Consider the following 25,395-nt stretch of genomic DNA (forward strand, 5'->3'; position numbering starts at 1 on the left):
AAAACTCAACCCTTGAGCCGAGCCATCCAAGCCTCAACATCATCAGAACGCCGAGGCAGCCCATCCGACAGATTCCGATTCCCGGACTCCGTCACCAGGATGTCGTCCTCAATCCGCACCCCGATCCCCCGATACTCCACAGGCACAGTCAGATCATCAGCCTGGAAATACAACCCAGGCTCAACGGTCAACACCATCCCCGGCTCAAGAACCCCGTCCACATACGACTCGACCCGCGCCGCCGCACAGTCGTGAACGTCCATCCCGAGCATGTGCCCAGTGCCGTGCAGCGTCCACCTCCGCTGCAACCCCAACTCCAGCACCCGCTCCACAGGGCCCTCGACAAGCCCCCACTCCACGATCCGCTCGGCCAGCACCCGCTGAGCCGCATCGTGGAAGTCCCGGTACTTGCCCCCCGGCTTCACCGCGGCAATCCCGGCCTCCTGCGCGTCGTACACCGCGTCATAGATCTTCTTCTGGATCTCGGTGTACGTGCCGTTGACCGGCAGCGTCCGCGTGACATCGGCCGTGTAGTACGTGTGCGTCTCGACGCCCGCGTCCAGCAGCAGCAGCTCACCGGAGCGCACGGCCCCGTCGTTGCGCACCCAGTGCAGCGTGCAGGCGTGCGGCCCGGCCGCGCAGATGGAGCCGTAGCCGACGTCGTTGCCCTCGACCCGCGCGCGCAGGAAGAAGGTGCCCTCGATATACCGCTCGCTGGTGGCCTCGGCCTTGTCCAGAACGCGGACCACGTCCTCGAACCCACGCACGGTCGAGTCGACGGCCTTCTGCAGCTCACCGATCTCGAACGCGTCCTTGACGAGCCGCGCCTCGGACAGGAAGACCCGCAGCTCCTCGTCGCGCTCGGCGGTGACCTTGTCGGTCAGCGCGGCCTCGATACCGGCGTCGAAGCCGCGTACGACTCGCACCGGGCCTGTCGCCTCGCGCAGCGCGTCCGCCAGCTCGCGCACGTCCGAGGCCGGAATGCCGTACACCTGTTCGGCTTCGGTGAGTGAGTGCCGACGGCCGACCCACAGCTCGCCCTGCCCCGAGAGCCAGAACTCGCCGTTCTCGCGGTCGGAACGCGGCAGCAGATAGATCGTCGCCTTGTGACCGCCGTCGACCGGCTCCAGGACGAGGACGCCGTCCTCCGTCTGATTGCCGGTCAGATACGCGTACTCGACCGACGCCCGGAACGGGTACTCCGTGTCGTTCGAACGCGTCTTCAGATTGCCTGCGGGGATCACCAGACGCTCGCCCGGGAAACGCGCGGAGAGTGCGGCGCGGCGCGCGGCGGTCTCGGCGGCCTGCGCAATGGGCGTGAGGCCCGTCAGCTCGGTGTCGGCCCAGCCGGACTTCATGTTCTCGGCCAGCTCGTCGGAGACGCCCGGGTACAGGCCGTTCTTCCGCTGCTTGATGGGCTCCTCAGACTCACTTTCCGGGGTCTCCGGAACGAGTTCGTCGGCCACGGTCATCCTCCTAGATACGGCACTGGACCCCGTCCATCGTACGGTCGTACGGGACAGGGCCCAGAGGTACGAGAAGCGACCGGCCGCTCACTCGAACCGTGCCGCCAGCAGTACGACGTCCTCCTGCCCGTCCGACGCGTCCACCTCGTCCGGCAGCATGCTCCGCAGGACGTGGTCGGCGACCGATCCCGGATCGTCGCGCAGCCCCTTGGGGACGCTCGCCGCCGCCGCGTGCAGCCGCGAGAAGGCCCGGTCCACGGGTTCGCCCGTACGGTGCAGCAGCCCGTCGGTGTAGAGCAGCACCGTCTCGCCGGGCTCCGTCCGGAACTCCACGCTGGGTGCCTCCCAGCAGGCGAGCATCCCGAGCGGCGCCGACACGGTGGTCTCCACGAACTCCGTGCGCCGCTCGCCGATCACCAGCGGCGGACAGTGCCCGGCACCGGCCAGCGTGATCTTGCGCAGTGCGGGCTCGCAGTACGCGAACAGGGCGGTGGCGCAACGGGCGGGCTCGGTGAGCCGCAGGAGCAGTTCGAGGTCGGAGAGGACCGCAACCGGGTCCTCGCCCTCCATCACGGCGTACGCGCGCAGGGAGGCCCGCAGCCGCCCCATCGCGGCGATCGCGCTGGGCCCCGAGCCGGTCACCGCGCCCACGGCCAGACCGAGGGCCGCGTCCGGGAGCGGCAGCGCGTCGTACCAGTCGCCGCCGCCGCGCGGGCCGGTGCGGTGCCGGGCGGCGAGCTGGACGCCGGCCATGCGGGGCAGCCGGGCGGGCAGCAGTTCCTCGGAGATCGTCGTCACGCACGCGCGCGTGCGCTCCACCTCGACCAGTCGCGCCAGGTGCTCGGTCGCGTACCGTGCGTACAGGCCGACGAGATGGCGCTGGCGTTCGACCGGCTCCGCGGGTTCGTCGTACAGCCAGACGGCCGCGCCGAGGCGGCCCGCGGACTCGGTGGACAGGGGGAGCGCGTAGCTCGCCGCGTAGCCGAGACGGGCGGCCACCTCGCGGTGGCGGGGGTCGAGACCGTCCTCGGCGAGGAGGTCGGGGTGTGTGATTTCGCTCTCGCCGCCGGGCAGCCCGGCGGCCGTGTCGAGGAGCTGTCCGTACGGCATCGCGCCGCGCGGGATCGTCTCGATGTGCCCGAGGTCGGCGCGGGCAAGACCCAGGCCGATGGTGGTGTCGGGGCCGAGTCCGTCACCGGGTTCCAGGACGACGAGACCGCGCCGGGCGCCCACGAGGGCGGCTCCGGCGCGCAGCACTTCCTGGAGTGCGTCGGCGAGTGCTGCCGTGCGCGCCAGCCGCTCGGTGAGTTCATGCAGGGTTGTGAGGTCCGACACCCATCCGGCGAGGCGGTCCTGGAGGAGGATTCCGGGGCCGTTCTGGCAGGTCAGCGCGGGTGTGTCCGCAGGGGTCTCCGGGGCTACGGGCGCGGGCGCGACAGTGTGTGCGGGCGAGGGAACCGTTGAATCGATTCCAGCCACTTTCGGGAGGTGAGGGGCGTTCATGGCGTCCGGCCTTCCGACCGGCGCGTATTGCTCATTAGCATCGCAAACCCCCATGTGATTCTGCGCCGCTAGCAGTGTCTCCACATGTACACGCACTCGTGAGGGGATGTCCAGCATTGTCCTGCCGGGATTCCTGGTGTCCATGGGTTTCCCGGGTCCCCTTGCGAAAAAGCAAAGTTGGCTGAAAACTGACTCGGGTAGCGGGTTATTGCGGTCGACTGGCCTGGTTCGACGGAGCGTCACAGCGGTCTTGGTGGGTACGTACTCGGAGAAGGCCAGGGGTGGTTGTGGAACCGCCCGGAACCTGGCGACGGACCCGGGCGTCTTAACCACCGACGGCCGTGCCCCATCCTCCCTTGGTGGAGGCGGAGAGAAATACGCGGGACGGCAAAACGCCAGACTCCGCCACCCCGCGCCATGCCCATGCTTTTGCTGAACGCAGTATGGACGCGGACGTAGCCAACGATCGGCGCTCGGCGCACAAGGGGATTCCCCTTGCCTCTCCCTGGGGCGTGATGCGCCAAAAGGTACGCACAGTGAAGTGATCGACACATGGTGTGATGTGGCCCACGGTGTTGCCAGGCGTGCAACGGAAAGGAACGAGCGCTCATGCGCGAGATCCTCGGAAGGCTCGGAAGGCGACGCAGGCTCCTGTCCCGGCGTGACGGCGGGAAGCCTGAAGTACTCGGCGCGGCTCTGACGTTCGCGACCGAATGGCAGTGGCCCGTACTCCCGGGCGTGGCACCGGACCCACAGGGGCGCGCGCGCTGCGGCTGCCCCGATCCGGAGTGCACGGTTCCCGGTGCTCACCCGTTCGACCCCGGCCTGCTCGCGGCCACCACCGACGAGCGCATGGTGCGCTGGTGGTGGACGAACCGGCCGACGGCTCCCGTCATCCTCGCCACCGGCGGCACGGCCCCGTGCGCGGTGAGCCTGCCGGCCCCGGCCGCGGCTCGCGCGCTCCATGCCCTGGACCGCATGGGCATGCGCCTGGGTCCGGTCGTCGCGGCGCCCACCCGCTGGTCGCTGCTCGTGAAGCCGTACACGATGGAACAGCTGGGCGAACTGCTGTACGCGAAGGACTTCGTGCCCGGTTCCCTCCGTTTCCACAGCGAGGGCGGCTACATCGCGCTGCCCCCGTCCGAGACCGGCCTGGGCCAGGTCCGCTGGGAGCGCGCACCGCTGCCCGGCTCGGCCTCGCCCTGGGTACCCGATGTCGAGGCCGTGGTGGACGCCGTGGTCGAGGCTCTCACTCGTACGGGTGTGAGCGCCCCCGAGTTGTAAGGGTGTCGGGCGCGCGGGCAACCGCGCGCCCGTTCCCTGTCGTTATCTTCAGCCTCATGAACCTCCGTCTGCTCGCGCTCTCGGGCGTCGTGGCGCTCACGGTCGCGCTTCCGCTGGCCGTGGCCTCCGCGGGGCCCGTGGGCGACGCGGACCGCGACGCCCTGCTCTCCCTGATGCCCGAGGCGGGTCCGCAGGACGACCCCGGTGACGCCAAGGCGCGGGACGCCGCCGATCCCACGGGTTCCCCCCTGCTGGGCCTGGGGCTCGCCACGGCCGCCCGCTGCGGTCCCGAACTCACCTCCCCCGACGGCATCGAGGCGCAGACCTGTGTGCTGTCGCAGGGGGAGGAGACCTGGGCGCGTACCTACTACCGCAACGCGACCGGCCATGAACTGACGTCCGTACTGAGCCTCATGGGGCCCGCTGCCCGCACCGTGCAGGTGCGGTGTGCGGTGGGCGCGGAGGACGAGCCGGGGGTGTGCGAGACGCCCAGGGAGCGCACGCAGGGCGAGCCGGGGGCGTACACAGCCGTTGCGGAGTTCGCGTCGGACGCGGGGAGTGCGGGGCCGCTGCTGCTGCGCGCGGGGAGCAACTCCGGGGCGCCGAACGGGAGTTGACGGACGCCCGAGTTCCGTACAGAGAACGGGCACAGAAAGACCCGGTTGCTGGCGACGGGGGATGCACCAGCAACCGGGCTACTACAACGCTAACAAGAGATCGGCTGTTCGCAAATTCGATCTCGGCTATTCGGACACCGATTCTCCTGTTCTTGGCGGGAGTTGTGACAGGAGTCACCTCAACCGGAGTCTGTGAATCCGGCTGTGCGTCAGCTGAGCGTCACCTGTCGGTTGGTCAGACCGCCGCGCGCGCGGCGCTCCTCCGGGGTGAGCGGGGCGTCCGAGGCCAGCGCGGTGGCAAGGCGGTCGGCGAACTCGGCGGCCGGCTTCTCGATGTCCTCCGCGGTGACGCCGGTCGGCAGGTCCCAGACCGGGACGGTGAGGCCGTGCGCGCGGAAGGAGCCCACGAGGCGGGTGCCCTCGCCCAGGCTGGACTGCCCGGCCGCGTGCAGCCGCGCGAGGGCGTCGAGCAGTTGCTCCTCGCCGTGCGGCATCACCCAGCGCAGGTGGTTCTTGTCGGGGGTCTCGCACCAGTACGCGGCGTCGACGCCCGTCAGCTTCACGGTCGGGATCGCGGCGTCGTTGGCCCGCTCCAGGGAGGCGGTGACGTCCGCCGTCGCGTTCTCGGCGTCCGGCACCCAGAACTCGAAGCCCGTGTGCACAACTGGCTCGAACGCGCCTTCGGGGTCGAGCAGATCCTGCAGCCGCGGACCGTCGGCCGGGGCCCGGCGGCCCTGTACGGGCGTACCGGGCGCGGCGGTGAGCGCGCGCTGGAGGGTGTCGGCGAGGTCGCGGCTGATGTCGCCGGACGACGTGTCGTTCTGCAGGCCGAGCAGGACCGAGCCGTCGTCGCGGCGCAGGGCGGGCCAGGCCATCGGCAGGACCGTGGCGAGCGTGACCGAGGGAACGCCCTCGGGCAGGCCGGACTTCAGGGTCAGCTCGACCGTCGCGGCGGGGACCAGCTCGCGCAGGGCAACCCAGTCGCCCTCGCCGGGCAGGCCCTCGAAGGGCCGGTGCACCAGCTCGGTCACCGCGTGCGCGGCGGCCCGGCCGTGGCAGGCCTTGTAGCGCCGGCCGCTGTTGCAGGGGCAGGGCTCGCGGGCGCCGACAACCGGGATCTCCTGGTCGGACAGCTGGGGCCGCGAGGCCTTCGTCTGGGGTCGCTTCTTGGCCATCGTGGGTGTCTCCCGGTTACGGCTCGTCTCGTACTGGCGCGAGCCTAGCCGCTCGTACGACGGCCGACGGGACCCTGTGGACAACGGCCGTCACCGGATCTGCCAGGTTCTGTCAGCGGATCCGCCAGGTTGTGCAAGGGGATGTGCCAGACCCGGTCAGTCCATGTCGTCGAACGCGTCCGCGAAGTCCAGGTCGGGTATCGCGGACATCGAGCGGGCCGTGATGCGGGTGGCGAAGTCCGTACGCCGATGGCCCGCGTCCGGGTCGTGGACGTCGTCGTTGACGACGACCCACACCGTGACCTCGCCCCGCGTGTCGTCCCGGACACCCCAGTCGTCGGCCAGCGCCGTGATGATGTTCAGCCCGCGACCGCCGTGCGCCGTGACCGAAGGAGTCGCCGGAACCGGGCGGGTCGGGCCGCCGCCGTCCGTCACCTCGACGATGAGTCTGCCGCCGGAATCCACCCGCCACGCGGCCCGGACGTCGCCGTCCCCGGCCAGGGCCTCGCCCAGTGGCCGACCGTGTTTGCACGCATTGCTCAAGAGTTCGGACAGGATCAACACAGCGTCGTCGATGACCGATTCCGCCACACCGCCCGTACGCAACTGATCACGCATCCGGTGTCTTGCTGTCCCCACGCCCGCAGGGCCATGGGGAACGGCCATGCTCGACGACGTGGGCACCTCCTGTGCCACCACCAACGCCACCCCCGAGACCTCCTTTGCCCCACGCCACGGTGTGAATGCCCCTTTGGCCTGTACCGGAAACCGCCCCTTCCGCCTTCGGTGACGCACTCGCAATGATCGAATACGGATCGAACGCGCCGGTGCACTCCCTGTAACCGAGTGGCCGGATTTCGACGGTATGGCCAAAGGTGGAGGTTTCCTCACTCGGGACCACAGGTCAAGACCTCTGGCAGGAACCGGGGTCGGAGTTGGGTAAGAGCCGGCGCGCGGCCGGAGAGGTTCAGGAGTCGTGGGAGCGCTCCTGGTCAGCGGCCCAGTTGCCGCAGAACCGCGCCCGGGCGGTTGGTGATGATGGCGTCGATGCCGAGATCGACACAGAGGCTGACGTCCTCGGGCTCGTTCACGGTCCAGACGTGCACCTGGTGACCGGCGCGTTTCAGCCGCTCCACGTACGCCGGGTGACCGCGCACGATCCGGATCGAGGGGCCCGCGATCCGGACACCGGCCGGCAGCCGTCCGTCGCGCAGCCGGGGCGAGAGGAACTGGTTCAGATAGACCGTCGGCAGCGTCGGCGACGCGGCCCGGACGCGGTGCAGCGAGCGCGCCGAGAAACTCATGACCCGTACCTGTGAATCGGCCGGCGACTCCGGGCTGTCCAGACCGAACCGTTTGAGCAGGAACAGCAGCCGCTCCTCGACCTGGCCCGCCCAGCGCGTGGGGTGCTTGGTCTCGATGGCCAGCTCCACCCGCCGCCCGGCGTCCGCGACGAGCGAGAGCAGCCGCTCCAGGGTGAGTACGGAGGTGTCCTCGCGGTCCTCCGGGCGGTGCTCCCAGTCGGGGGCCTCGTCGCGGTTCCTCCAGGAACCGAAGTCCAGGGCGGCGAGGTCGGCGAGTTCCAGCGCGGAGACCGCGCCGCGGCCATTGGACGTACGGTTGACGCGACGGTCGTGGACACAGACGAGATGGCCGTCCGCGGTCAGCCGTACATCGCACTCCAGGGCGTCGGCGCCGGCCTCGATGGCCTTCTTGTAGGCGGCCAGTGTGTGCTCGGGTGCCTCTTCGGAGGCTCCGCGGTGGGCGACGACCTGGATCGGGTGCTGTCGTGCGTGGGTCACCGCGTCATGGTGTCACCGTCGAAGGGCGGGTGTGACGTGCTGGGCACCCAGTCCGCCCAACAGAAGCTCACGCCGGTGTGATTTGTCAGATATAAAGAGTGGCCCCGGACCCACAGGCACCGCTTATGGTGCCCTGACGCCCCGTGGGAAAAGCTGACGGCATACAAAAGGACACGCACAGCTGAATCACGTACCGACCGCGTACCCGTGTGAAACGGGCACCCGCACGTATGGATCGGGTGGATCGAGTGGATCGGGCGTGACCGAGTGCGACCGAGAAGGACAGCCGTGGATCGAGGAGAAAGAGCTGTGAGCACCGAGAACGAGGGCACTGCGGTACCCCCGGCCCCGTCCGCACCTCCCGTGCCGGTGGAATCTCCTGCTGCCTCCCCGCAGGCCACCGCGCCCGAGGCCCCGACAACCCAGCTTCCGCCGGTGCCCCCGAGCGCCCCGGAGCCGGCGCACGCGGACCAGGTACCGGCGTACGCGTCGGCGGGCGCGCCGGACGCACCCCAGGGCGCCGGTCTGGGCCCCGAGGCAGCCGCCTGGCCGCCGCCTCCCCCGCCGCCGACGGTGCCGTCGTACATGGACGGCGGAAGCGGCAGTGGCGGCGACCCGGGTGCCCCCTGGGGTGCCACGTACGACCAGCAGCCGCCGAAGCCCAAGTCCGGGCGCGGCGGGCTGATCGCCGCGGTGCTGGTGGCCGCGCTGGTCGCGGGCGGCGCGGGCGGCGGCATCGGCTACACGCTGGCCAAGGACAACGACGACTCCACCACGTCGACGACGGTCTCCGCCGCGCAGCAGACCGGCGGCGACCTCAAGCGCGACGCCGGCACGGTCGCGGGCGTGGCCGCCAAGGCGCTGCCGAGCACGGTCACCATCGAGGCCGAGAGCTCCAGCGGCGAGGGCGGCACCGGCACGGGCTTCGTCTTCGACACCCAGGGGCACATCGTCACCAACAACCACGTCGTCGCGGACGCGGTCGACGGCGGCAAGGTGACGGCCACCTTCCCCGACGGCAAGAAGTACGACGCCGAGGTCGTCGGCCACGCCCAGGGTTACGACGTGGCGGTCATCAAGCTCAAGAACGCCCCCTCCGACCTTCAGCCGCTCACCCTCGGCGACTCCGACAAGGTGGCCGTCGGCGACTCGACGATCGCGATCGGCGCGCCCTTCGGCCTGTCCAACACGGTGACCACGGGCATCATCAGCGCCAAGAACCGCCCGGTGGCCTCCAGCGACGGCAGCGCCAGCAGCAAGGCCTCGTACATGAGCGCCCTGCAGACTGACGCGTCGATCAACCCCGGCAACTCCGGCGGCCCACTCCTGGACGCCTCGGGCAACGTCATCGGCATCAACTCGGCGATCCAGTCCTCCAGCAGCGGCGGCCTGAGCACCGGCCAGTCCGGCTCGATCGGCCTGGGCTTCGCCATCCCGATCAACCAGGCCAAGTACGTCGCCCAGCAGCTGATCAAGACCGGCAAGCCGGTCTACGCGAAGATCGGTGCCTCGGTCGCCCTGACCGAGGGCACGGGCGGCGCGCAGATCAGCCAGAAGACCGACGACACCCCCAACCCGGTGGAGTCGGGCGGCCCGGCGGCCGCGGCGGGCCTGCAGCCCGGCGACGTCATCACCAAGCTCGACGACCACGTGATCGACAGCGGCCCGACCCTGATCGGCGAGATCTGGACCCACCAGCCCGGCGACAAGGTCCAGATCACGTACGAACGGGACGGCAAGTCAAAGACGGTCGAACTGACCCTGGGCTCCCGCGAGGGCGACAGCTGACGACCACGCGCGCGTGGTGACCCGTTACTCTTGTCCCGCGCCGAGCTGATCAGGCCCGGCGCGGGGAAGCGTGCCCGAGCGGCCTAAGGGAATGGTCTTGAAAACCATCGTGGCAGCGATGTCACCGTGAGTTCGAATCTCACCGCTTCCGCAGTAGCAGCCGTTCAGCGTGTGAGCTGATCAGGAGGGGCGTCCCCGGTACCGGGGACGCCCCTCCTGTGTGTTCGGCCCCGCAGGTGGCCCGGGTTTCACCCCCGCCACCCCGTCATCCGCCCCGCCGAAGCCACAGTCGCCCGAGCCTCCCGCTCCGTGAGCCCCGTCTGGACGGCTGCCTCCACCAGCGGCCCCAACAGAACATCCCCCAGCCCGTTCTCGTACGCCCGGCAAGCCGCCCAGAACAGGCGGGTGTTGCGTTGGCCCTCGTGGGCCGCCAGGACGAACTGGACCAGGCCCTGGCCGTGTTCGGGTGGGGCGGGGGATGTCGAGCGGTGCGTGCGCGGTGGGGGCAGAAGGAGGCGGAGGAGAGAGGGAGGGCAAGGGGCCGGGGTCAGGTGGGACGTGCCGGGGGCCGTGCCGTAGACGCCGTGTTCGGTTCGGGAGCCGGGGCCCACCAGGTAGCCGCCGGCTCCTCTGATGTCGATGCCGGGGGCCAGTCTGCTCGCCGAGTTGGGGATCACCGCGTCCGGGGGGCCGGTCAGCCACAGGTGGCGGCCGCCGGACGGGGTCAGGACGACCACTGTCTCGGGGATCGTGAACAGGTGGCGCAGGGCCAGTTCGCGCAGGGCGGCCGAGGAGTCCGTGCCCGACTTGGTGTCGAGGTCGATGCCGATGAGGTGGTGCGGGGGCAGGCCGCAGGCGATGCCGTAGCCGGTGGCCCAGGGGGCGGCGGCGAAGAGTTCACGGATGCGGGAGGGGTCGGTCGTGGCGTCGTACACGCCGTGACCCATAGCGCCGCACTCGCCGTGGCAGGGGGGTGGGATCGGGTCGTCCCGGTGGGGGGAGCGCAGGGCCGGGAGTTTTGTCCGGGACAGCGGGATGACGGCCAGGCCGCGTTCGGCGGCTGACAGGGCGTGGGCGAGGGCCAGCGTCGTGGCCTGCCGGTCTGTGGTGGCCATGCCCCCATGTTCGTACACCTGTTCGAAAAAGGGAAGGGCGTGTGGGCCCGCAGGGGTCGGATCAGGCGAATGGCTGGAAATGTGCGGGAACGCTTCGTCCCTTGTGTCCCTTGGGTGTCACCGCTGCCGCCTGGCGTGAATCAGAGCTAATGGGCTGACCTGCGACTTTGGTGATGCGAGGAGGGTTTATCGACTTGTCATCACGCTTCAGGGGGAATAAACGGTTCCGGGGTGGTTCGCCGGGGATTCGGTGGGCAATCCTGATCTCGCGACGCAGTGCACAGCGGCGAGACAACACCGGGGCGGGTGGCCAACTGCCTTGGAAGTAGTGGAAGTTCACGCATCACACGTACTTCGTACGGTCCGGCACAGGAGCCGGGGCGTACATGTTCTGGAGGAACAGACATGGCAAGCATCCGTACCGCCCGCGTCATCGCCGCCGTCTCGGCTCTGCCCCTCGCCGCCGCGCTCTTCAGCGGCGTCGCGACGGCGGACAACGGCGCCTTCGCGGACGACGGATCGAACTCGGCCGTCGCCAGCATCATCGGCAGCGGCGTGGGCGGCGACAACAACGGCAACTCGTCCACCTCGCAGCAGCAGGCGGTCGGCTCCGGCGCCTCGAACCAGAACAACACCGCGCAGGTGAACGGCTCCGGGTTCACGGCCATCGACCAGTCCAACGCCGTCGTCAACTTCACCAACCTCTGGTAGGCCTTCGGGCCGGCGGGGGTGTGGGTCCCCGACGGTCCTGAACTCCCTTGTGGGGAGCGCTTCATGGGGTGGTAATACGTCTGCGCGGCGGCACGAACTTCGTGCCGCCGCGCAGACGTTTTCCATGCCGGGTGCAGGGTCCGTCCCTTGACACCCTTTCGCATCTGACGGACAGTCAGAAACCGTGAGTCAGCCACCTAGCCACTCGTCCAGTCCCCAACTCGCCGCGCAGCTCGCCGCGTTCGAAGGGCGGCCCGCCGTCGTCGGTGGTGTCGGCAAGGATCCCGTCAACGAGCCGATGATCCGGCACTGGTGTGAGGCGCTGGGCGACAGCAGTTCGGCGTATGTCGGGCCGGACGCCGTCGCGCCGGCCACCATGCTCCAGGTGTGGACCATGGGCGGCCTGTCCGGGCATGCGAGCCGCTCGGAGGCGTACGAGGAGCTGCTCGCCCTGCTCGACGACGCGGGCTGCACCTCCGTCGTCGCCACCGACTGCGAGCAGGAGTATCTGCGGCCCCTGCGCCCGGGGGACCGGGTCGCGTTCGATTCGGTCGTCGAGTCCGTCTCGGGACCCAAGGCCACCAAGGTCGGCACCGGGTACTTCGTCACGACCCGGATGGATGTACGAGTGGACGGTGAGCCGGTGGGCACCCATCGGTTCCGGATCCTCAAGTACGCCCCCTCCCGTGCCCCAGGCGCCTCGCGCGCCCCTGAGACGCCTGCGGGGCGCGCAACCCCGGCCACCCGCCCCCGGCCCGTCGTCAACCGCGACAACGCCGGGTTCTGGGACGGTGTCGGCCGCCGGCAACTCCTCATCCAGCGGTGCGTGACGTGCCGTGCCCTCCGGTTCCCCTGGCTGCCGGGCTGCAACGCCTGCGGCAGCGGTGACTGGGACACCGTCGAGGCGTGCGGCGACGGGACCGTCTTCTCGTACGTCGTCATGCATCACCCGCCCTTTCCTGCCTTCGACCCGCCCTATGCCGTCGGGCTGATCGAGCTGGCGGAGGGGGTGCGGATCATCAGCAACGTGATCGGGATGCCGTACGACAAGGTGCGGATCGGGATGCCGGTGCGGCTGGAGTTCGTGCGGTACGAGGACGGGCAGCCGGAGCTTCCGGTGTTCCGGGGCGATCTTCCCGGCGAGGTGGGCGGATGAAGGCCGGGGACGAGCTGCCGCCGTTGGAGATCGAGATCACGCGCACGCTGATCGTCGCCGGGGCCATCGCGTCCCGGGACTTCCAGGACGTGCACCACGACGCCGAGTTGGCGCGGGCGAAGGGGTCCCCGGACATCTTCATGAACATCCTCACCACGAACGGGCTGGTGGGGCGGTACATCACCGACTGCTTCGGGCCCGCCGCCGTTCTGCGCAAGGTCGCCATCTGCCTCGGCGCCCCCAACCACCCCGGCGACACCATGGTGTTGACCGGCCGGATCGAGGAGGTCGTCGAGGACCCGTACGACGGTGAGATCGCCGTCGTACGCGTGCTCGGGGCCAACGCCATCGGTCGGCACGTCTCCGGGACGGTGACCGTCTCCGTACCCCCTGCTGGAGGCACCCCGTGAGCCTGCACGCGCGCGACGACCTCGGCGGACGTACGGCCGTCGTCGGCATCGGGGCCACCGAGTTCTCCAAGGACTCGGGGCGCAGCGAGCTGCGGCTGGCCGTGGAGGCGGTGCGGGCCGCTCTCGACGACGCTGGGCTGACGCCCGCCGACGTGGACGGCATGGTCACGTTCACGATGGACACCAGTCCGGAGATCACCGTCGCGCAGGCCGCCGGGATCGGGGAGCTGTCCTTCTTCTCCCGCGTCCACTACGGCGGAGGCGCCGCCTGCGCGACCGTGCAGCAGGCCGCGCTGGCCGTGGCGGCCGGGGTGGCCGAGGTCGTCGTCTGCTACCGCGCCTTCAACGAGCGGTCGGGGCGGCGGTTCGGGTCGGGGGTGCAGCGGCGGGAGCCGTCGGCCGAGGGCGTGGCGCTCGGCTGGTCGCTGCCGTTCGGGCTGCTCACGCCCGCCTCCTGGGTGGCGATGGCGGCGCAGCGGTACCTGTACGCGTACGGGCTGTCGGCGGATGTCTTCGGGCAGGTCGCCGTGAGTGGCCGGAAGTACGCGGCGACCAATCCGGCCGCCTGGTTCCACGGTCGGCCCATCACCCTCGCCGACCACGCGGCCTCGCGCTGGATCGCCGAGCCGCTGCGGCTGCTGGACTGCTGCCAGGAGACGGACGGCGGCCAGGCGGTCGTCGTCACCTCCGTCGAACGGGCGCGCGATCTGCGGCACCCGTCGGTTGTTGTCGCTGCCGCTGCCCAGGGCGCCGGGCGCGCTCAGGAGCAGATGACCAGCTTCTATCGCGACGACCTCACCGGGCTCCCCGAGATGGGCGTGGTGGCTCGGCAGTTGTGGCGGACGGCCGGGATGGGCCCGGGCGACATCGACGTCGGCATCATCTACGACCACTTCACTCCGTTCGTGCTGATGCAGCTGGAGGAGTTCGGCTTCTGCGGTCCGGGCGAGGCGGCCGATTTCGTCGCGGCCGAGGGGCTGCCCCTGAACACGCATGGGGGACAGCTCGGGGAGGCGTACCTGCACGGCATGAACGGCATCGCGGAGGCGGTACGGCAGCTGCGCGGGACCTCTGTCAACCAAGTGCCGGGCGCTGAGAGAGCGCTGGTCACGGCGGGTACGGGGGTGCCGACATCGGGGTTGGTCCTGGAGGCCGCCGGATGAGCGTGCCCGTCCGGGCGACTGTCCCGCCCGCGGCTGTCACTACTACCGGAGGAGCAGCCTCCGTACTACCGCCGTACGACACCTCAGGGTCGGACCCTCATAGGCCCGTACCCTGCCTCCACCTTCAGGAGGTGGAGGCAGCCCCCCTCCTACAACCTGAGGCGGACGCGGCTTCGGGACCTGCGGCCGATCCGCCCGAGTAGGGGGCGAACCTAGCGTAGAGCCATGACCACACCCGTCTGCACCAGCGCTTCGAACGCGGCTACGCTCGCGACGCAGACCCTGGCGTTCGCGTCGTACACATCGTCGTACACCTCGTACCCGTCGTTCTCGTCGTACGTGAAAGCCCGCCGCCCGGTGCTGTTGCGCACCGCCCGGTCGCTCACCGCGAACCCGAGCGACGCGGAGGACCTCCTGCAGACCGCGCTCACCAAGACCTACGTCGCGTGGGAGCGGATCGAGGACCACCGTGCGCTCGACGGCTATGTCCGCCGCGCGCTCCTCAACACGCGGACGTCGCAGTGGCGCAAGCGCAAGGTCGACGAGTTCGTCTGCGACGAGCTGCCGGAGCCCGAGGGGACGCCGGTCGGCGATCCGGCGGAGCACCAGGTGCTGCACGACGCGATGTGGCGCGCGATCATGAAGCTGCCGGCTCGGCAGCGGGCGATGGTGGTGCTGCGGTACTACGAGGACCTGAGCGAGGTCCAGACGGCCGAGGTGCTCGGGGTGTCGGTGGGCACGGTCAAGTCGGCCGTCTCGCGGGCGCTGGGCAAGCTGCGCGAGGACCCTGAGCTGGTGCTCGCCCGATAGTCGCTGCAGTTTCCCTGCCTGTTGGTTCCCTCACGGGAACCTCTTGTGAGCCCCGATAGTTCCCTCGACAGTTCCCGAGGCACGACGTGATCTGATCGATCACTCTCCCCTAGTGACGTACCGCTCGGTATGTGCGCAGAATCAGCACAACCTTTACCACCGAGTAGGCAATGAAGCCCCGGGAGGACGCCGTGCTGAGCACCATGCAGGACGTACCGCTGCTGATCTCTAGGATCCTGACCCATGGGTCGACGATCCACGGCGAGTCACAGGTCATCACCTGGACGGGCGAGGCGGAACCGCAGCGCCGTTCCTACGCCGAGATCGGGGCCCGGTCGGCACAGCTCGCACACGCCCTGCGCGACGACCTCGGAATCACCGGCGACGAGCGTGTCGCCACCCTGATGTGGAACAACCCCGAGCACGTCGAGGCCTACTTCGCGATCCCCTCCATGGGCGCGGTCCTGCACACCCTCAACCTGCGCCTGCCCCCCGAGCAGTTGGCCTGGATCGTCAACCACGCCGCCGACAAGGTGGTCATCGCCAACGGCTCGCTGCTGCCGCTGCTCGCCCCGCTGCTCCCGCACCTCAAGACGGTCGAGCACGTCGTGATCTCCGGCCCCGGCGACCGTTCCGCCCTCGCCGGATCGCACGCCCAGGTGCACGAGTACGAGGACCTCATCGCCGGCAAGCCGACCAGCTACGACTGGCCCGAGCTGGACGAACGCACGGGCGCCGCCATGTGTTACACCTCCGGGACGACGGGCGACCCCAAGGGCGTGGTGTTCTCGCACCGCTCCATCTATCTGCACTCCCTCCAGGTCAACATGGCCCAGTCCATGGGTCTGACCGACCAGGACACGTCCCTGGTGGTAGTGCCCCAATTTCACGTAAACGCCTGGGGTCTGCCCCACGCGACCTTCATGACCGGCGTCAACATGCTGATGCCGGACCGGTTCCTGCAGCCCGCCCCGCTCGCCGAGATGATCGAGAAGGTACGGCCGACGCACGCCGCCGCCGTCCCCACCATCTGGCAGGGCCTGCTCGGGGAGCTGACCGCGAACCCCCGGGACGTCTCGTCCCTCACCCAGGTCACCATCGGCGGCTCCGCCTGCCCGCCCGCCCTCATGGCCGCCTTCGACAAGCTGGGCATGCGCGTCTGTCACGCCTGGGGCATGACGGAGACCTCCCCGCTCGGCACGATCGCCCGGCCGCCGGCCCACGCGGTGGGCACGGACGCGGAGTTCGCCTACCGCCTCACGCAGGGCCGTTTCCCGGCGAGCGTCGAGGCCCGGCTCTCCGGCCCCGGCGGCGAACGGCTCCCCTGGGACGGTGAATCGGCCGGTGAGCTGGAGGTGCGCGGCCCGTGGATCGCGGGCTCGTACTACAACGGCTCCGCCGAACCTCTGCGTCCCGCCGACAAGTTCAGCGAGGACGGCTGGCTCAAGACGGGTGACGTGGGCACCATCAGCCCCGACGGCTTCCTGACGCTCACCGACCGCGCCAAGGACGTCATCAAGTCCGGCGGCGAGTGGATCTCGTCCGTCGACCTGGAGAACGCCCTCATGGCCCACCCGGACGTCATGGAGGCGGCCGTCGTGGCCGTCCCCGACGACAAGTGGGGCGAACGCCCGCTGGCCACGGTCGTCCTGTCGGAGGGCTCCAACGCCGACTTCGAGTCCCTGCGCGCCTTCCTCGCCGACGAGGGCAAGATCGCCAAGTGGCAGCTCCCGGAGCGCTGGACGATCATCGAGTCGGTCCCGAAGACGAGCGTCGGCAAGTTCGACAAGAAGGTCCTGCGCAAGCAGTACGCGCAGGGTGAGTTGGACGTCACCAAGCTCTGACGACCGACTTGGGTCGACTTGGGGCGATGTTTCACGTGAAACATCGCCCCAAGTCCATGAGTGGTATGTGCTAGTTGGTGCCGATACGGGCGAGCAGATCGACGATCCGGCCCTGCACCTCGGTGCTGGTGGACCGTTCGGCGAGGAACAGCACCGTCTCGCCCGAGGCGAGCCTCGGCAGGTCGGCCTGGTCGACGGCGGCCGTGTAGACGACCAGCGGGGTGCGGTTCAACTGCCCGTTCGCGCGCAGCCAGTCCACGATCCCGGACCTGCGCCGCCGTACCTGAAGCAGGTCCATGACCACCAGGTTCGGCCGCAGCTGCGAGGCCAGCGTGACCGCGTCCGCGTCGCTCGCGGCCCGCGCGACCTGCATCCCGCGCCGCTCCAGCGTCGCCGTCAGCGCCAGCGCGATCTCCGCGTGCTCCTCGATCAGCAGCACCCGAGGCGGATGCTGCTCACTGTCACGCGGGGCGAGCGCCTTCAGGAGTACGGCCGGGTCGGCGCCGTACGCCGCCTCGCGCGTCGCCTGCCCGAGTCCCGCCGTGACCAGCACCGGAACCTCGGCTGCGACGGCGGCCTGGCGCAGCGACTGGAGGGCGGTCCGGGTGATCGGCCCGGTCAGCGGATCGACGAACAGTGCCGCCGGGAAGGCCGCGATCTGCGCGTTGACCTCCTCGCGCGAGTGCACGATGACGGGCCGGTACCCACGGTCGCTGAGCGCCTGCTGCGTGGTGACGTCAGGCGCGGGCCACACCAGCAGCCGGCGCGGGTTGTCCAGCGGCTCCGGCGGCAGCTCGTCGTCCATCGGGCGGGGCTGCGGCTGGTCGGAGACCTCGACTGCTCCGCCGGGCCCGTCGAGCGGCTCGGGCCCCTCGGCGGCGTTCTCGTCCGGTGCCCCTATGGCGTACGAGCGCCCGGCCCCGTCGGTGAACCCGGGCAGCCGTGGATTGCCCGGGGCGAGCTGTGTCTGCCCGGCGAGCGAGGGCTGTGTGGGCGACGGCGCCTGGGCGGCCGGTACTTGCCCGGCGAGGGACGGCTGACCCGGCAGGGACGCCTGGCCGGCCAGGGAGGGCTGGGCCGGAGCCGGTGCGGCGGGGGCGGCCTGAGCGGCCGGAGGTGTGGCGGGGGTGGCCTGGTTGCTCTGCGGGTGCTGCCTGGCCGTCGTCTCCGGCTGGCCGGCGGCGGGCTCGGGGCGGGTACCGAGCTTGCGGCGGCGACCGGAGCCGTTCGAGCCGTTGGTGCCGTGCGGGGGCGTGGCGGGCTGAGGCTGGCCGGACGTCTGCATCTGCGCCGCCGCCCGACTGAACGCGACCCCCTGCCCGAGCGTCCGCACACTGAACGCCCGCCCCTGCGTCGAGTTCGGGTCGACCGGCGCGGCGGCGGCCTCGGCGGGCAGCGCCTGCCCGGGCGGCCGGGGCTGCACGGCACGCTCCGGAGGGAGCGGGGCGGCTGCCGCCTGAGGGGCGGGAGCAGGAGCGGCGGCCGTGTTCGGCGGTACGGCGGTGCCGGCGTCCGGGGTTTCGTCGTCGGCCGAGGGCCAGGGCTGGGGCTGCGGCTGGCTGGCGGGCGCGGCGGCCTGGGCCGGGATCGCCTGACCGGGGGCCTGCCCCTGGGCGAGGGCGGGCTGGGGCGCCGTACCCTGCGCCGGGACCTGCTGGGCAACGGCCTGCGCGGCCTGCTGCGGGGCCTGTTGGGGAACCTGCTGGCCCTGGACGCCCTGTGCGGGGACGGGCTGACCGGGAAGGGGTTGGTTGGGGAGGGGCTGGCCCGGGGCGGCTTGTGCGACCGGCTGCTGGCCGAGGGCAGGCTGGCCGGGGAGCGCCTGCGCGGGGAGTCCTTGCGCGGGAAGCCCCTGTGCGGGCACCGCCTGTCCTGACATGGCCTGCGCGACCTGTGCGACCTGTGCGGCGGGGACGGGCTGCCCCGGCACGGGCTGCCCCGGCACGGGCTGCCCGGGCATCTGCTGTCCAGGGAAGGGCGGCTGGCCGGGCATGGACTGCCCCTGGCCCGGTACGCCGCCCTGCTCCGGGCCGACGGCGGCGGCCTGGGCGGCCGTTGCCGGTACGGGAGCCGCCCGCCCGGGAGCCGGTACGGGCGTCCCCTGCCCGGGAATCCCGCCCGGCGGTACCGCCCCCGGCTGGTCCGGGGTCGGTCGGGCCCGGCGGCGGCCGGTCGGGGTGGACGTCGGGTGCGGCTGGGGCGGGGTGTGGTCGTCGTCGGGGTCGTGGGTGAGCCCGTCATGACGGCCACCGTCGTCGAAGCGGTCGCCGACCGGCCCGGCGGGCGCCTCGGGCGCGGCCTGGTCCGTCCGGTCGGCCTCGGCCGGGGGCAGGGCGAACACCGGACGGGGGCCCGCCTCCTGGGCGGCACCGCGCTCGGCGGCCGCCGCCAGGGCCCGGCGCCGACGCCCGGTGGGCTGCCCGCCCGCACTCTCGTCGGCGCCCTGCGCAGGAGCGGCGGGCAGGGCGGGCGGCAACGCGTGCTGCTCGCCCCCGGCCCGCCGAGCCGGAGCGCCCGGTACGCCCTGCGGCGGTACCGTCCCGCCCAGGCCGGTGCCCACGGCAGCGGTGCCCGCGCCGTGCTCGCCCGCCATGACGACGGCCCCGACGGCGCCTTCGGAGACGCTGTCCTGCTCACTCACGCCCGCGCCCTCGACAGGGCTGGGCCGGCCACGCCGACGCCCGGTACCGCCGTCCCCGTCGCCCGAGGGCGGGGCCTGGCGTGCGGCCGAGGACGCGACGGCGGCCTCCTCGGCCGCACGCCTCCGGCGCCGCCCGGTGGGCGCGACCACCTCGTTCCCGGAGACACCTGAGTCACCGGAGACACCTGAGTCACCAGACTCGGCGTCGGCCTCGCCTTCGGGCGCGCTCTCCGGGCCGTCACCCTCAAGGAAGGCGTCCACGGAGGACCGCCGGGCCCGCCGCCGCCCGCTGACACCACTGCTGGTGTTGCCGTTGTCGCCCTCGGCCTGCCCGTGCACGGCGAGTTCGGCGCCGACGGCCGGGTCCGCGACCTCGGCCACCACCGCGCCCGCCCCACCCCCGAGGGGCACTTCGAGGACGTACGCGCTGCCGCTCATACCCGGCACCTCGTGCGTCTGGAGCACTCCGCCGTGGGCGCGCACGATCCCGCGCACGATCGGCTCGTGCACCGGGTCTCCCCCGGCGTACGGCCCGCGCACCTCGATCCGTACGACCTCACCGCGCTGCGCGGCAGCGACAACAACGGTGTTGTCCATGTAACCCCCCGCCGAGGCGGGCGAGTTGCCGGTCGCGTCGACGCCGGCGACGTCCGCGACGAGATGCGCGAGGGCCGTGGCGAGGCGCTGCGGGTCGACCTCGGCCTCGATGGGCGGCGCGTGCACGGCGAACTGGACGCGCCCCGGACCGATCAGTTCGACGGCACCGTCGACACCGGCGGCGACGACCGCGTCGAGCATCACCTTCGTACGGGTGACGGAGTCGGTGCCCGTGTCGAGGCGCTGGTAGGAGAGGACGTTGTCGACCAATGTCGTGATGCGCGAGTAACCGGCCGACAGATGGTGCAGCACCTGGTTGGCCTCGGGCCACAGCTGACCGGCGTCGTCGGCGGCGAGGGCGGCCAGTTCGCGGCGCAGCTCGTCGAGGGGCCCGCGCAGCGAACGCCCGAGCAGCACGAGCAGCTGCTCCTGGCGGCCGGCCAGCGCCTCGTACCGGTCCTTCTCGCGCTCCGCGAGTGCCGCGTACCGGTCCTCGCCTGCGGCGAGTTCCTCCTCGTGCTCCTCGCGCAGCTGCTCGATCTCGGTGACGTGCTGCTGGCGCAGGGCGGTGAGTTCGGAGGCGTGCTCCTCGGCGACCCGCTCCAGTTCCTCCGCGTGCAGCTTGTCGGCGGCGTCCTTCTCCTCGGCGAGGGAGTCGTACGGACGCCGGTCGGTGAAGGTCATCACGGCGCCGACGAGCTGGTCGCCGTCCCGGACGGGCGCGGTCGTGAGGTCGACGGCGACCTTGTCCCCGCTCTTGGACCACAGCACCTGTCCGCGCACCCGGTGCTTGCGCCCGGACCGCAGGGTGTCGGCGAGCGGCGACTCGCCGTACGGGAAGGGCTCGCCGTCGGCGCGCGAGTGCAGGATCAGGGTGTGCAGCTCGCGCCCGCCGAGGTCGCTGGCCCGGTAACCGAGTATCTGAGCGGCGGCCGGATTGACGAGGACGACTCGCCCCTCGGTGTCGGTCCCGACAACGCCCTCCGCCGCCGCGCGCAGGATCATCTCGGTCTGACGTTGCGAACGCGCGAGTTCGGCCTCGGTGTCGACGGTGCCGGACAGATCGCGTACGACGAGCATGAGCAGCTCGTCATTGGCGTAGCCGTAGCTGTCGTACGCCTGCTGGCCGTTCTCAAGATTCGCACTGGTGACCTCGACGGGGAACTCGCTCCCGTCCGTCCGCCGGGCGATCATCCGGGTCGGCTTGGTCTGGCCGTGCGGGTCCATGGAATCGGGGCGTCGCATGGTGCCGGGGATCAGCCGCGAGTCGAACTGCGGCAGCAGATCGAGCAGCCCGCGCCCGACGAGAGCGGTGCCCGGTGCCTCGAAGGCCGCGAGGGCGATCGTATTGGCGTTGACGACGGTCCCATTGGCGTTGACCAGTACCAACGCATCGGGCAGCGCGTCGAGTATGGCTGCGAGGCGAGCAGCGCCTCGGGATGGCCTGCTGCTCACGAGACGCTTCCTCCCTGTTACCGCACCTTGCCGACCGCGGGCGCCATCTTGCCAACCGGCCCGCAACGTGTCACGCGAGGGAGTCTAAGGGCAGTGGTTGCGCTCGCGACGCCGGATGAGAGGGAGGTCGCACGACGAAGTGACAGAGACCCGGTGACGGTGCACTTCACACCACTAATGCGGTACGGGACGCCTGTGACTGTGGTGTGAGGACGTGCGGTGGACTCCGCCGAACCCCGGGCGGTCTGCCGAACGCCCTATCGAAGATCGGGGAGCAGCGGTACGAGCCGGTCCCAGCGGGCGGTCTGGCATCCGTTGCTGCGGTCGAACGTGGCGTCGACGGGACGCCCGGCCCAGGTCCCGGTCACATGGGCGGTCGCCGGCCCCCCGTACATCATCGTGCAGATGCTGTCGGGGGGTACGGGGGCGAACGGGTCCTTCCCCCACCTCGCTCCCCGGTCGAGCGACCCGCAGGCCCCCTCGACGTCGGGGTGACTCCCGCTCCCGGGATGACACTCCAGCTCGAACCGCCCGTCATCGCGTCCGCCGGTGCCGCGGACGGTGACGGTGAGGTGGTCGGCGGCACGCGCCGCCGTGGGGACGTGGGGTGCGAAGGGGGAGAGCGGGCGGGTCTGGGGTACGGCGTCGGCGTGTGCGGCGGTGGGCGAGGCGGAGAAGGAGGCGGCGGCGAGGGAGATGCCGGCGGTGGTGGCGAAGAGGACGCGGTGGAGCGGGATGACCTTGAACATGACCTGACTAACGCGTGACGCCGGAGGACGTTGCGCGGGCCGTAGTCGGTACGCCGCTGGGCAGCGGGTGCGGCACGCACAACGGCTTTGCCCTGCGCCCGGCCTGCCTAGTACCGTGGGAGGCGATTGGTGACACCGCGCTCGTCTGTGTCATCATCTGCACGCACCACTCGCGCTCGCGCGGGAGGTTGTGCTGGAGGCGTCGCCTAGTCCGGTCTATGGCGCCGCACTGCTAATGCGGTTTGGGACTTACATCCCATCGAGGGTTCAAATCCCTCCGCCTCCGCACCTGATCCCGAAGCCCTGGTCGCGACCGACCGGGGCTTCGGCGGTTCCCGGGCCGTTCCGGGCTGTTTCCGCAGGTCAGGCAGGGTGCGGCCAATGGATTTCACCTCACGCCGCCAGTCATGTAATGTTGTTCCCGCAACGCCGACCGGGCCGAAAAGCCCGCAAGGAAGAGCGAACACAACAGAACACACAAGCACTCGTAGCTTAACGGATAGAGCATCTGACTACGGATCAGAAGGTTGCAGGTTCGAATCCTGCCGAGTGCACAGCAAGCCAGAGGCCCCGTGGATCACTCCACGGGGCCTCTGGCTTTTGAGGACCGCGCCCTGCGTGACGGCACCCCCGACCCGCTCACTTCGGACGTGGCGGGACGGATCCTGTCCGACGAGCAGCGCCGCGTCCCGTTCCACGGCGAGCGACTGCGCGACTTCCTCCTTTCCCTCACGGATTGCAGGTCCAGTCTTGGCGCCGCTCGGGTGATCCTTTGCTATTAGGTGAGTCGGTTATTAGTGGTTCTTTATAAAGAATGAAGAATGGCGTCGTCTGTGGCCGAGGTGAGGTGACAGAGGAACTAGGCGTGCTCAGAGCGTGCTTGTTTCCGGATCCCTCCCAACCGTAAGGAAGATTCTCGTGAACCGAAGAACGATCCGAGTCTCGCGTCTGAAGTCCGCCACCTTGGTGTCGGCGGGGGCGGTCGCCGTGGCCCTTGGTGTGGTGCCGAGCACGGCAGCCGTCGCCGACGCGATGCAGAGGCCTGGTGCCGACAGCTCTGTGACCCGGCCGGGCGCGAACGACGTGCGCTCGGCGGCCATCGCCGACGCGATCCGCAGGGCCGGCGCCGAGGGCCGGGCGACGGTGCATCCGGACAGCGCCACGAAGTCCGTCGCTGACCGGAAGGACCGCCCCCACGGCCCGCGTGGCCCGCAGGGACCCCGTGGCCCTGAGGGCAAGCAGGGCAAGCCGGGGAAGCCGGGCAAGCACGGCAGGCCCGGCAGGCCGGGGCCGCAGGGGCCCCAAGGCGCGCAAGGTGCACAGGGCGCACAGGGAGCCCAAGGCGCGCCGGGCACGGGCGGTAGCTCGTACGTCGTAACCGCCACCGGTACGCGAACGGTGTCCGTCTCCTGCGCTACCGGCGATGTCGCCACCGGCGGCGGAGTCACGCTCTCGAACGGCAACCTCAGGGAGAACTTTCCGACCGGTGGTACCGCCACCACGCCTCCCACAGGGTGGCAGGCCACCACTACGGCCAACAACGCGAACAACATCACCGCCTACGTGATCTGCGCTGATCTGACGCCGTAACTCGTGGAGGGTGCCCTTGAGGCTTCGGCCTCGTGGGCACCATCCGCATGAGTACGCCCGGGTGTTCGGGGCTACACCAGCAGTGGTCCGCCGCACCGTGCGGCGCCCTCCTTCATCGCGATGAGGTTGGCGACCACGTACGAGATGTTCTTCTCGGAGTGCCACTCCGACGGGAAGTAGGTGGCCAGCCGCGAACTCTGGAACCGGGCCTCGATCTCGGGGACGACGGCGCGGTACTGGTCGTCGGTGTAGTACCAGAACGAGTTCTCGTTGTAGTACGCCACGTGACTCGGGTCCTGGTACGCGCCGCGGCCGTCGGAGCTGGGTGTCGTGGTGAGGAGCATGCCACCTGGTGCCAGCAGCCGGTACAGCTCGTTGATCAGCGGCACCTTCGCGGGCACGTGCTCGAGGAAGTTCACGGCCCGCACCAGGCCGACGGAGTCGTCGGCCAGGTCCAGGGTGCCAGGCAGGGTCGCGACGATGTCGACACCTTCGCCCGGATGCTTGTCCACGCCCACGTATCCGGGCGGCTTGCGACGGGCCGCGCCGAGGTCCAGCGCGATCAGTCCCCTCCGGTACGTCCAGGCAAGGGCGTTGGCCTCGATGTACTTGTCGTACAGGGCGACCGTCTCGCGCTGGATGTGCGCGTTGATCTCCGGGTCGCTCTGCGTGTTCGCGGGATGCATCCGCTGGAGGTACAGACAGCGCGGGATGTGATGGAAGTCGCCGAGGTGGAACAGGCGGCACATCAGGTCCTGGTCGTCCAGGACCGTACGGGCGGCGTCGTAGCCTCCCGCCTTCACGTAGGCCTCCTTGCGGAACGCCCGCACGTGGTTGGGCGCGTACCAGATGTAGGAGACGTTGTGCGGGGTCGGGGCCATCGACCTGACCTGAAGCAGTTTGCGGCCGTCGACGCGCACCTCCTCGTAGTGCCAGCCGTGTTCCTCGTTGAAGCGGCTGTCGTCCCGCTTGCCGTCCTCGGTGATCTGCGCGGTGTTGCTGTAGACGAAGACGACCTCGGGGTGTGAGTCGAACGCCTTGCCGAGCTCCGCCAGGCACGCCTTCGCCAGCAGGTCGTCGTGGTCGAGTTCCACGAGGATCTCGCCGCGCGCCAGTTCGCACGCCCTGCGCTTGGCCGCTCCGACGCCGACGACGTCGTCCGCGATCTCCACCCGGACCCTCTCGTCGGGGCGTTCGGGTCGCCACCGGGTGCCGTTGTTGAGCAGGACGATCCACTCCCAGTCCGTACAGGTCTGTGCTTGGAGGGTCGCCAGGCAGTCATCGAGAAAACGGGCCCGATGGCTCGGGGTGAAGACGGAGAATCTCGGGGTGGCGGTCGACGTCATCTAATGCTCCCTGTTTGGCTCGATGTCGATCGGGGCTTATGGAATCCCGGAATTCGGCCGGCAGTTGAGAATGCCCGGCAGTTGAGAATGCGGCGAGGGGCCGGTCGCGGCGGCGCGACGGAACTCCTGCCGTACCTTGTCCGCACGGTTCTTTTCCGCTCCTTTCCGTCGAC

General features: G+C 70.5%; 19 protein-coding genes and 3 tRNA genes. 13 read left to right on the top strand and 9 right to left on the bottom strand.

Features of this window, described 5'->3' with window-relative positions:
* Positions 1-5: 5 nt before the first annotated feature.
* Both LUX31_RS23165 and LUX31_RS23170 read right to left on the bottom strand, forming a co-directional pair.
* A complete protein-coding gene (locus LUX31_RS23165) occupies positions 6-1,472 on the bottom strand; it encodes an aminopeptidase P family protein (protein WP_235476896.1) in 1,467 nt (488 codons plus the stop codon).
* An 81-nt stretch (positions 1,473-1,553) separates the two neighbouring features.
* Positions 1,554-3,086, bottom strand: a complete 1,533-nt coding sequence (locus tag LUX31_RS23170; protein ID WP_235480021.1) for a PP2C family protein-serine/threonine phosphatase — start codon at positions 3,084-3,086, stop codon at positions 1,554-1,556.
* Positions 3,087-3,578: 492 nt separating this feature from the next.
* Between LUX31_RS23170 and LUX31_RS23175 the strand changes: the two genes are divergently transcribed.
* Both LUX31_RS23175 and LUX31_RS23180 read left to right on the top strand, forming a co-directional pair.
* Positions 3,579-4,253: a bifunctional DNA primase/polymerase gene (locus tag LUX31_RS23175; protein ID WP_235476897.1), complete on the top strand. Its 675-nt coding sequence runs from the start codon at positions 3,579-3,581 to the stop codon at positions 4,251-4,253.
* 56 nt (positions 4,254-4,309) lie between these two features.
* Positions 4,310-4,870, top strand: coding sequence for a hypothetical protein (locus tag LUX31_RS23180; protein WP_235476898.1), 561 nt, complete (start codon positions 4,310-4,312; stop codon positions 4,868-4,870).
* 209 nt (positions 4,871-5,079) lie between these two features.
* On the opposite strand, the gene LUX31_RS23185 is transcribed toward LUX31_RS23180, so the two are convergent.
* The 3 genes from LUX31_RS23185 to LUX31_RS23195 form a co-directional block, all read right to left on the bottom strand.
* Positions 5,080-6,045: a DUF5926 family protein gene (locus LUX31_RS23185; protein ID WP_235476899.1), complete on the bottom strand. Its 966-nt coding sequence runs from the start codon at positions 6,043-6,045 to the stop codon at positions 5,080-5,082.
* 156 nt (positions 6,046-6,201) lie between these two features.
* Positions 6,202-6,840: an ATP-binding protein gene (locus tag LUX31_RS23190; RefSeq protein ID WP_235476900.1), complete on the bottom strand. Its 639-nt coding sequence runs from the start codon at positions 6,838-6,840 to the stop codon at positions 6,202-6,204.
* Between the two features lie 197 nt (positions 6,841-7,037).
* Positions 7,038-7,847: a glycerophosphodiester phosphodiesterase gene (locus tag LUX31_RS23195; protein WP_235476901.1), complete on the bottom strand. Its 810-nt coding sequence runs from the start codon at positions 7,845-7,847 to the stop codon at positions 7,038-7,040.
* 309 nt (positions 7,848-8,156) lie between these two features.
* Between LUX31_RS23195 and LUX31_RS23200 the strand changes: the two genes are divergently transcribed.
* Positions 8,157-9,635: a S1C family serine protease gene (locus LUX31_RS23200; RefSeq protein WP_235476902.1), complete on the top strand. Its 1,479-nt coding sequence runs from the start codon at positions 8,157-8,159 to the stop codon at positions 9,633-9,635.
* Positions 9,636-9,699: 64 nt separating this feature from the next.
* A tRNA-Ser gene (locus LUX31_RS23205) sits at positions 9,700-9,786 on the top strand.
* A 97-nt stretch (positions 9,787-9,883) separates the two neighbouring features.
* On the opposite strand, the gene LUX31_RS23210 is transcribed toward LUX31_RS23205, so the two are convergent.
* A complete protein-coding gene (locus LUX31_RS23210; protein ID WP_235476903.1) occupies positions 9,884-10,750 on the bottom strand; it encodes a bifunctional DNA primase/polymerase in 867 nt (288 codons plus the stop codon).
* Positions 10,751-11,155: 405 nt separating this feature from the next.
* Here LUX31_RS23210 and LUX31_RS23215 point away from each other — a divergent pair, with 405 nt between their 5' ends.
* The 6 genes from LUX31_RS23215 (at position 11,156) to LUX31_RS23240 (ending at position 16,844) form a co-directional block, all read left to right on the top strand.
* A complete protein-coding gene (locus LUX31_RS23215; RefSeq protein WP_235476904.1) occupies positions 11,156-11,461 on the top strand; it encodes a hypothetical protein in 306 nt (101 codons plus the stop codon).
* Between the two features lie 184 nt (positions 11,462-11,645).
* Positions 11,646-12,617, top strand: a complete 972-nt coding sequence (locus LUX31_RS23220) for a bifunctional MaoC family dehydratase N-terminal/OB-fold nucleic acid binding domain-containing protein (RefSeq protein WP_235476905.1) — start codon at positions 11,646-11,648, stop codon at positions 12,615-12,617.
* A complete protein-coding gene (locus LUX31_RS23225) occupies positions 12,614-13,027 on the top strand; it encodes an acyl dehydratase (RefSeq protein ID WP_235476906.1) in 414 nt (137 codons plus the stop codon). The genes LUX31_RS23220 and LUX31_RS23225 overlap by 4 nt, the downstream gene beginning before the upstream one ends.
* Complete coding sequence (locus LUX31_RS23230; protein WP_235476907.1) at positions 13,024-14,190, top strand: lipid-transfer protein; 1,167 nt, start codon at positions 13,024-13,026, stop codon at positions 14,188-14,190. Before LUX31_RS23225 ends, LUX31_RS23230 begins: the two co-directional genes overlap by 4 nt.
* A 225-nt stretch (positions 14,191-14,415) precedes the next feature.
* Complete coding sequence (locus LUX31_RS23235; RefSeq protein WP_235476908.1) at positions 14,416-15,000, top strand: SigE family RNA polymerase sigma factor; 585 nt, start codon at positions 14,416-14,418, stop codon at positions 14,998-15,000.
* A gap of 170 nt (positions 15,001-15,170) precedes the next feature.
* Positions 15,171-16,844 (top strand): long-chain fatty acid--CoA ligase, encoded by a 1,674-nt coding sequence (locus tag LUX31_RS23240; protein WP_235476909.1) that lies wholly within the window; start codon positions 15,171-15,173, stop codon positions 16,842-16,844.
* Between the two features lie 70 nt (positions 16,845-16,914).
* Here the strand turns inward: LUX31_RS23240 and LUX31_RS23245 are convergent, their stop codons facing one another.
* Complete coding sequence (locus LUX31_RS23245; protein ID WP_235476910.1) at positions 16,915-21,537, bottom strand: PAS domain-containing protein; 4,623 nt, start codon at positions 21,535-21,537, stop codon at positions 16,915-16,917.
* 257 nt (positions 21,538-21,794) lie between these two features.
* Positions 21,795-22,286, bottom strand: a complete 492-nt coding sequence (locus LUX31_RS23250; protein WP_235476911.1) for an SSI family serine proteinase inhibitor — start codon at positions 22,284-22,286, stop codon at positions 21,795-21,797.
* Between the two features lie 195 nt (positions 22,287-22,481).
* Here LUX31_RS23250 and LUX31_RS23255 point away from each other — a divergent pair.
* From LUX31_RS23255 to LUX31_RS23270, 3 genes are all read left to right on the top strand, one after another.
* Positions 22,482-22,572, top strand: a tRNA-Ser gene (locus LUX31_RS23255).
* 195 nt (positions 22,573-22,767) lie between these two features.
* Positions 22,768-22,840, top strand: a tRNA-Arg gene (locus tag LUX31_RS23260).
* Positions 22,841-23,204: 364 nt separating this feature from the next.
* Positions 23,205-23,876, top strand: a complete 672-nt coding sequence (locus LUX31_RS23270) for a hypothetical protein (RefSeq protein ID WP_235476912.1) — start codon at positions 23,205-23,207, stop codon at positions 23,874-23,876.
* A 71-nt stretch (positions 23,877-23,947) separates the two neighbouring features.
* Here LUX31_RS23270 and LUX31_RS23275 read toward each other — a convergent pair whose 3' ends face one another.
* Positions 23,948-25,222 carry a glycosyltransferase gene (locus LUX31_RS23275; RefSeq protein ID WP_235476913.1) on the bottom strand — a complete coding sequence of 425 codons (1,275 nt, stop codon included), beginning with the start codon at positions 25,220-25,222 and terminating at the stop codon, positions 23,948-23,950.
* Positions 25,223-25,395 lie beyond the last annotated feature (173 nt).

This window comes from Streptomyces sp. GQFP (assembly GCF_021545335.1).
Taxonomy (GTDB): Bacteria; Actinomycetota; Actinomycetes; order Streptomycetales; family Streptomycetaceae; genus Streptomyces.